This window comes from Streptomyces sp. NPDC054840, from assembly GCF_053611065.1.
The window spans coordinates 1-8569 of record NZ_JBSGZP010000295.1; the positions used below are offsets into that span (position 1 = coordinate 1).

At 75.4% G+C, this 8569-nt stretch carries 6 protein-coding genes; 1 reads left to right on the forward strand and 5 read right to left on the reverse strand.

Translation table 11 applies throughout. The features are described 5' to 3' along the window. Nucleotides 1-146: 146 nt before the first annotated feature. Complete coding sequence (locus ACWGIU_RS20975; RefSeq protein WP_453707933.1) at nt 147-1055, forward strand: NADP-dependent oxidoreductase; 909 nt, start codon at nt 147-149, stop codon at nt 1053-1055. 32 nt (nt 1056-1087) lie between these two features. Here the strand turns inward: ACWGIU_RS20975 and ACWGIU_RS20980 are convergent, their stop codons facing one another. The 5 genes from ACWGIU_RS20980 to ACWGIU_RS21000 form a co-directional block, all read right to left on the reverse strand. Further along, the gene (locus ACWGIU_RS20980; protein WP_453707935.1) at nt 1088-3943 is read right to left on the reverse strand and encodes a poly(A) polymerase; all 2856 of its coding nucleotides are present in this window, start codon (nt 3941-3943) and stop codon (nt 1088-1090) included. Next, nucleotides 3943-5760 carry an RNA ligase family protein gene (locus tag ACWGIU_RS20985; RefSeq protein ID WP_453707937.1) on the reverse strand — a complete coding sequence of 606 codons (1818 nt, stop codon included), beginning with the start codon at nt 5758-5760 and terminating at the stop codon, nt 3943-3945. The genes ACWGIU_RS20980 and ACWGIU_RS20985 overlap by 1 nt, the downstream gene beginning before the upstream one ends. Nucleotides 5761-5890: 130 nt before the next feature. Then, entirely contained in the window at nt 5891-6562 is a 672-nt protein-coding gene (locus ACWGIU_RS20990) for an NAD(P)-dependent oxidoreductase (protein WP_453707939.1), read from the reverse strand. 137 nt (nt 6563-6699) lie between these two features. Then, on the reverse strand, nt 6700-8268 hold the full coding sequence (locus ACWGIU_RS20995) for a hypothetical protein (protein ID WP_453707941.1): 1569 nt from the start codon (nt 8266-8268) through the stop codon (nt 6700-6702). A gap of 96 nt (nt 8269-8364) precedes the next feature. Beyond that, the coding region (locus ACWGIU_RS21000) for a hypothetical protein (protein ID WP_453707943.1) at nt 8365-8569 on the reverse strand (205 nt) is incomplete at its 5' end.

Sequence of the window (8569 nt, forward strand, 5' to 3'; positions counted from 1 at the left end):
ACGCCGCGCCGCGCCGCGCCCGATCCACCTCCTGGGGCGGTCGCTTCGTGCATGGTGGGATGAACCGGGGGCGGGTTCCACCAGCACACGGAGAGGTCGGGTACATGTCCCAGTCGGGCCGCAGCAGCCAGGAAACCATGCGGGCAATGGCGTACAAGACGTACGGCGGGACGGAGGTGCTTTCCGATACCCGGCTACCGATGCCCAAGGTCGGACCCGGTGAGGTCCTCGTCCGGGTCAAGTGCGCCGGCGTCAACCCCGTCGACTGGAAGATCATGTCGGGCGGGCTCGACGCCCTGATGGACGTCGTCTACCCGGTGGTTCCCGGCTGGGACGTGTCCGGCACCGTCGAGCGGGTCGGCATCGACACCCCCGAATACGCCGAGGGTGACGAGGTCATCGCGTACGCCCGCAAGGACTACGTGCACGGGGGGACCTTCGCCGAGTTCGTCACCGTGCCCGTACGCGCCCTCGCGCACAAGCCCGCCTCGCTCGACTGGGCCGAGGCCGGGGGGCTCCCGCTCGCCGGGCTCACCGCCTACCAGCTGCTCACCCGCCTCGGCACCGGCAAGGACGACACCGTCCTCATCCACGGCGCGGCCGGCGGCGTCGGCTCTTTCGGCGTGCAGATCGCCCGCACACTGGGCGCCCGGGTCATCGGCACCGCCTCACCGCGCAACCACGACCGGGTACGCGAACTCGGCGCCGAACCCATCGAGTACGGAGACGGACTCGCCGCGCGCGTACGGGCCCTCGTGCCCGACGGCCCGACGGTCGTCGCCGACTTCGTGGGCGGCGTCGGCGCCGTGACCCGGGAGGTGCTTCACGACGACGGACGGCACGCCTCCATCGCCGACCCGAGTGTGCTCGGGGCCGGCGGCGAGTGGATGTGGGTCCGTCCCGTGGGCAGTGATCTGGCCGAACTGGGCCGGCTCGCCGACTCCGGGCAGCTGAAGGTGCCGGTCGCCAAGACCTTCCCGCTGGGCGAGCTGGCGGCCGCCTTCGAGCTGAGCCAGGTCGGGCACACCGCGGGGAAGATCATCATCGAGATCTGACGCACGTCCGCCTGCGGCCCGCGGCCTGACCCTCACGCCAGGTCGGGCACCTCACCGCCGGCCGCCCAGGAGACCTCGACCCCCGGCAGCCCGGACCGCCAGGGGCCGGCCAGGGCGGCCAGGCGCGTCGCGTCCGGGGGAGTGGCGCCGAGGCCGATCGCGTAACGGGCCAGGGCCGGGCCCGACGCGAAGGGGCGGGGCCAGGCGTGCGCGTCCGTGACGCCGGCCTCCTCCAGCGTGCCGAGGAGGGACCGAAGCCGGCCGCGCACCCGGCCCAGGGTCGCCTCGAACTCCCCCCCCGAGGGCGTCCGTACGGTCACCACCGCCCAAGCGGCGTGCCGGCGGTGCAGCGGCGGTGGCCCCGGCACCCACTCGCGGTCCACCGGGCCGGACTCCAGCAGCTCCCAGGCCGTGTACAACTCCTGGACCAGCAGGTCGCGCAGGCCCGGCCCGACCTGGGCCGTGCAACTGCGCACCGGCTCCGAGGGGGTGAGGACCGTGACCGCATCCGGCCCGCCCTCCGCCGCACCCGGGACCGCCGCCGGCAGTGATACGGGCTCGCGCCAGTCCCAGGCGGCCCACCTGCCGAAGAACTCGCGCAGCAGGGCGTCGGGCGGCAGCGCCCCGGCCTCCTCCACCGTGCGCGCCGCGAGGACCGCCCACGCCAGCCCGGGCAGCCCGCCGAACGGCGCCGAGTCCAGCCCGCGGGCCCGGGCCCACGCCTTCACCCACCGCGCCAGCCCGGCGAATGCGGCATGCCGCGCGGCGCCCACCCGTTCCCGTACGGCATCGGCGTCGCTGACCGCGCTCAGCGCGAGCGCGGCCGCCTCGCCCAGCTCCGCCCGCCGGGCCACCGCGTGCGCCGGATCCAGCGCGCCGGTTGCCACCGTGACCAGATCCACCGACAGCCCGCCGACGCGGAACCGCAGCCCCGGCACCCGCGCCCCCGTCACCTCGCGCAGCCGTTCCGCCTCGGGCAGCGCAGCCGCCACCCGGTCCCTTACGAGGGCCACATCGGCCGACCCCGGCAGCGCCGCCACCAGGTCCAGATCGGCCTCCGGCAGTGCGCAGCCCATGCGGCGCGACCCGGCCACGTGTACCCGCGCGTCGCCGAGGGCGGCACGCACGCGCGCGGTGACCGACTCGGCGGCCCCGTCCAGGGCTGCGGGCGCGGGCCGCTCCACGGTCTCCGGCTCCCAGCGCACCTCGCCCGTCCCCAGCGCCACCGTCGCCCGGACCCGCATCGGCCCGTCCCCGCGCCGCGACAGCACGGCCAGTTCCCCGACCCGCGCGGCCATCGGGCCGCCGAGCCGCGCCGCGAAGGCCGCGACCGCCCGCTGCGGGTCCTGACTGCGCCCCAGCGTCAGATGCGGGGTGTAGCCGCCCTGTTCGCGGGAACCGCCCCGGCAGCCCGGGAACCGCTCCGCCAGCGCGCGCCGGAGCTCCTGCCACGGCGCCTCACCGGCCGCCGACGGGTCCAGCCAGACGGTGGCGTCCTCACGGTGCCCGAAACTGTGCACACCCTCCAGCCGGGCGTGGAACGGCCCGATCGCGGCGGCCGCCTCCGCCAGCAGCGGCACGGCCTCGGCGAAGGAGGACTCCGGCACGAAGCCGAAGAGCAGGTTCACGTGCTCGGGCCAGCGTCCGGCCTGCGGGTCGAGCGCGCGGCGCAGCTCCTGTACCGCCTCCGGCAGGCGCGGCGGCAGCCATGCCACCGCCGTCCGCGCCGTCGCCGGTACGTCGAGCCGCGCGGGCGCGCCACCCGGCTCCCCGAACTCCACCGTCGCCTCCACACCGAAGTGGTCGGAGATGAACAGCCCTTCAGGGGCGGGCGAGTCGCCGCGGAGCGAGGCCCGGGCCACCCGTGCCGTCGTGGACCGCAGCAGGATCCGGTCCAGCCGGGCCGCCCGGCCCGACAGCGAGCCCACCGCGGCCAGCGGATTGGCCACCGGGTCGAAGGTCGGCGTGTCGTCGGCCGCTCCGTGCGCGTCGCTCCAGGCGTCCCGCATGCCGAGCGCGGCCGCGGGCCCCTCGGCGCCGTGCCGGCCGTCGTTGAAGTCGCCCAGCAGCGCCACCCCGGCCTCGATGCCGCCGAGCCCCTCCGCGAGCCGGGCCAGTTCGGCATCCCGCCGCTCGTCCCCGTTCTCGGTGTGGTCGCTGGTCAGGTGGGTGTTCGCGACGACCAGGGGGCCGGCCGCGGTGTCCACCGTGACGGCGGTGACGGCCTTGTGCGGGCGGAAGAGGTGCATCCCCGCCTCCCGCACCGGCAGCCGGCTGAGCACGAGCAGACCGCACTCGGCGACGTCCCGGCCGCCGGGATCCGTACCGAGGGTGTACGAGGCCCGCACCCACGGCGCCGCCAGCAGCATCCCGAGCAGCTCGGGTTCGACCTCCTGCAGCGCGATGACATCGGCATCGGCGGCCGCGAGATCGGCCAGCAGCAGCGGCCGGCGCCGGGCGGTGGCGATGTGCGGGGCGTCGTACCGGTCCCAGAGCGTGTTCCACGTGAGCAGCCGCACGGAGGAGGCGGAGGCGGCCGTCCCGCCCCCCGGCACCGGCTCGGCGGGCCGCCAGCCGCCGCCCGCCGGGTCCCACGCGTGCGGGGTCCGCGCGGTGAAGAACGGGGCCCGCAGCAGTCGCGGATCGCGGACCCGGCCCGCCGCGGTGACATCGATCCGGTCCACGCCCGTGGCCCGGTCCCACACCAGCTCACCGTCCGCCTCGACGAACAGCACCCGGTGCCAGGGGATGTCGCCGCCGGGCACGAAGGAGGGCAGCGGCACCCGCTTCGGCGCCGCTCCGCGCTGGAGCAGCCCGAGCACGAAGCGCGCCGGATCGAACCGGGAGTCCCAGCGGACCCGGTGGTAGAGCTCCTCGCTGGTACGCATCAGTACGGTCCCCGCCCGTTCCCCTGTTCCTGTTCCGGCCCCTGCCCTTGTCCCTGCTTACGTCCGGGCTCCGCGCGTCCGGACGCGAGGCCGCCGGCCGTGTCCTCGACGACCCCGGCCGCGCCGATGTACCACGTACGATGCGCCTGGCCGACGTACGGCGGGCTGAACCGGCGTACCTGCGAGGTCAGTACCTGCGGCGGCACCGGATGCGGACGCACACCGTTGCGCCGCACCAACTCCGCCTCCTCCACCAGCACCACGGCGTGGGTGACCAGCGCGTCGTGGCGCCGGGCGACCGAGCCGGCCAGGCCACGCTGCTGGCCGGTGAGCGACGTGGCGTCCCACACCACCGTCCCGCCGCGGGCGAGCGCCGCGTCGAGCCGGTCCAGCCCCTCGCCCAACACCTCGGCGTTTGCCCCCTGGTCCGCCCGGGAACCCCTCGCGGTGCGCAGGTCGTCAAGACTGATGTACGTGTCCACGCCGGGCAGTTCGCGGCCGAAGGTGCTCTTCCCGCTGCCCGAGGGCCCGCACAGCTGCACCAGCCGGGGAAACGTTCCCTCGCGCCACTGCCACGTCGCCGCCACGGCTTCCTCCACCGAGGACCCCGAGATCCTGCCCTGCCCGAACGCCCGCCGGACCTCCGCCCAGCAGCGGTCCGCGGCCCCCGCGTCCAGCCCGGCGAGCGCCTCGCGCAGCCCGCCACGCAGCGCCTCCAGCGGATCCGGCCCGAGCAGCCCCGCCTCCTCGGCGCACAGCTCGGACCATTGCGCGCACTCACGCTCCGGCGGCCCGTCCGCCAGTGCCCCGGCGAGCGCGTGCAGCACGCCGAGGTCGGCCGCCGCGGCCATCCGGACCAGGCCGGCCCGCCGGTCCTCCTCCGGGAACGGCCGCTGCAGGTACGGGTACAGCCCCACCAGGTCGGCGACCCGCCGCGCGAGCCCCATCCCGACCGGGCCGGCCGCGAGCCGCGCCGCGATCCGGGCCCGCGGCTCGCGGTGGAGCACAGCGGCCAGGACACCGGCCAGCCGGTCCTCCCCGGTCCGCCCCGCCCCGTCGATCCGGGCCACGGCCGCGGCGACCTCCTCCGCGTCGGCGGCGACGGTGCTGTCGGGAGCGTCGGTCCCGCTCACCCCGAGGGCGGCGGACAGCCCCGGCACATCGGCCTCGGCCCCCGAACGCACCGCCCACAACGGGGCCGTCGGACCGAGCCCGTTCGGCACGATCTGCGCGAACATCCAGTGCGTACTCGTCTGCACGTGGCCGACCCGCACCCACTTGGCCACGAACCGCCCGAAGTCCTCGCGCGGGAAACCGGCCACCGTCCGTACGACGTACCCCTCCTGGTGCGCGGTGTCGAGCTTCAGCCTGCGCAATGCGCGCTCGTCGAAGGTGCCCCGCCACAGCACGCGCGGGGTGGGCACGCCCAGGCCGCTCAGGAACCGTACGGTCCGGTCCCAGTCGAGGCAGTCTTCCCCGTCCCACACCGAGAACCCGTAGAACCAGCTGTCCAGGTCCTCGTACGGGATCGAGTGCCGGGCGTAGAGGTTCTCCCCGCACACCCGCCACCCGGCCGGAATCCCGGGGCCGATCCGGCCCTGGAGGCCCTTGACCCACGCCCGCGAGGGGTGGTGCGCCGAGTCGAGCGAGCGCGCGTGCAGGCCGTCCGCGTACAGGGTGGTGTTCTCCCCGTCGAGCTTCTCGGTGACCACGACCTCGCGTCCGGCCAGCGCCGCCAGTCCCACGGTCCGGACGTCGTCCGCCGTCGCCCCGGGAGACCAGGGCAGGTGCGGCGTACGGGGATAGTGGATGCGCATGATCCGCTCCTGCTCGACATCGGGTGCCTGGTCACTGTAGGTAGCCCGACCGGACGTCTCCACCCAATAATGCCTTCCCGCACGTCTCCCACTCGTCTCGCACAGGCGTCCCGCACGCCGTTCCGGCCGCTCAGTGGGCGACGGTGAACCGCCGTCCCGCATGCGCGTCGCGCTCGATCTCGTCGACCAGGGCGACGGCGAAATCCTCCGTCGAGATCCGGCTCCGGCCCTCCTCGTCGACGACCAGGTCGTCGAGCCCCAGCCGGTACGTGCCCGTCCGCTCGCCCGGCGCGATCTGGGCGGCCGGGCTCAGGCAGGTCCAGCGCACCTGCTCCACGGGCACGGTCCGCAGGTAGTCCAAGGCGTCCCCATGGGCGTGCATCAGCGCCAGGACGGGTGCCGGAAGGCCGGCCGCGTCCCAGACCGACGGGCCCCCGGGGGTACGCAGCGACCCCGCCCCGCCCACGACGACCACCCGCGGCGCGGGGATATCGGTGCCGAGCGACCGCACCCCGCCGATCAGCGACTTCGCGGCGGTCACGAGGACGGCCGGATCCCCGCGGCCGGGTCCGAAGGCGCTCACCACCACATCGTGTCCGGCCACCGCCGCGGCCACCGACGCCGGATTGAGGACATCGCCGCGCGCCACCACGAGCGCCCCGGCCCCGGTCCCGCTCGCGGGGTCCGGGAGCCGCGCCGGATCGCGGACGACGGCCGTGATCCGGTGGCCGCGCCGGAGCGCTTCGCGCAGCACCCGGCTTCCGATGGCACCGGTCGCGCCGAAGAGGACGATCTTCATCATGGCGACTCCCTGGAGGTGGAGGGTGGTACGAAGCTTCGGTCGGGCCCCGCCCGGCCCATCCAAGCGAACCCGCACGCCACCCCCGGGCAGCCGGGCCGGGGCCGGCCGGATGAACCGGCCCCGGAGCCGCGCGGCCGTCAGCCCACGACAGGTACCGGCACCGGCACCGCCACCTGCACCGGCACCGCGGCGGCCACCTGGCCGGCCGCCGCGAAGTGCAGCCGCTCCAGCCGGGCAGCGTAGGGCCAGCCGGCCGCCCGGTAGAAACACAGGTCGCTCGGGATCGGTACGGCGCGCAGGTCCGCGGCGTGCGTCCCGGCCGGCAGCTCGGTGGCCGCCGCGAGCAGGGGGTCCGCCGAACCGGCCCACTCGCCGACGGGGGCGGGCCGCGGCCACGGCTCCCCGGTGTTGGGGAACAGCCACCGGGTGTCCCGGGTCATCCGCGCGGCGAAGTCCGGGCCCGCCGCCGCCCGCCGGGCCAGCCGCGCGAAGGTCAGCAACAGGTCCGGCAGGGACTCGGCGAGCAGGGTCAACTCCGGGTACTCCCGCAGGCTCTCACCGTCGCCGGGCACGGATACGACGTACCCCCAGCGACCGGTCGCGGGGTCGATACGGACCTGCGCGAGCGCGTCGCTGCGCCCGTACACGATCCTGGCGAGCGGCCAGTACGAACCGTCGCCACCCAGCATGCGGTGCAGCTCGGGGTCCACCGCGTGCTCGGGCGCTCCCGGCAGCAGGCGCAGCGCCGGAAGGCCCGCGATCCTCACCCGGCCGATCTCCCGGAGCACGGTCCGGATCTCCTCGGGGATCGGGACCCCCCAGCCGTCCATCACGGAGTCGGCGCACCCCGGGTCGAGAACGACGAAGCCGGGGCAGTCGTCGGCCAGCTCCCGCAGTTCGGCCACCGCGCGTCGGGCGGCATCGGCCGGTACGCGGTGGCGGCGCACGGCCCGGCCGAGGAAGTCCCCGCTGACCACGCTGCGCAGCAGGAGGGCCCGGCCCTCACCGACGATCTGGAACTGGACCTCGCTGCTGCCGGTGTCGGCGGTGTTGTGGAAGGTGGAGAAGTACGGCTCCCAGTCCACGGCGCACGGGTAGCCCGGCAGCCCGTGCAGGTCGACGAGATCGGTGAGAGGATCGCCGCGGCCGACAAGGGCTGCGAGCTCGCGATCGGCCCTTACGGCTCCCTCGCCTGCCGCACCTCCCTCGTCTGCCCCACATCCCTCGCTTCCCTCCGCGAGTTCGACGGTGGAGGTGGCCGGTACGGAGAACGTGCCCCTCGGCCGGTCCGCCACCCCGTCCGCGAGCCGTTCGGCGAACCCGTCGAGCCATGCGGTGAAGTCCGGTGCCTCGACGGTGACGTCCGGGTCGGCCCCCCACGGGTTGACGGCCACGACCGGCCCCCAGCCGGTGGCCCCGACCCCCACGATCAGCGAGCCCTCACCGAAGTCCGTCTCGCCCAGGGTCCAGCAGCCGTCCGCGAACACCTCACGGCCGCGCGGCCCGAAGCGGTACTCGTGGTCCTCGGTCTCCAGGCCGCCGATCTCCCGCAGAACACCCCGTACCTCCTCGGGCACCGCGACAGCCCAGCCGTCCAACTCCGCGTCCGTGAAACCCTCGAACAGCTCCAGCTCGTCCGGCCGCTCCCGCGCCAGTTTCTTCAGCGCCCGTACGGCATCCACCGCCGACGGCCCCGCGTCGTACATGCTCCTGGCTCCCCGTGTCGTCCGTTCCGCGGCTCCGAGGGTATCTCCGCGGCCTGCCCGGACATGACCCGAACCGTTCGGCGGACCATGACGCCCTCAGCGGCAGAGGGCCACGATGGACGGATGCACGGTGCCCTCGGCCGCCGCGCACAGGGCGGACATGTCGTACGAACGCTGCGGCGCCGGCCGGGGCTTCGCCGGCGTCGGCGGCCGCTTGCGGGGCTTCGCCGGGGCCGCGGGCTTCGCCTGGCGGGCGGGCCGCCGGGGATGAGAGGGCTTCGCCCCGGCGCGGCGCGGGCGA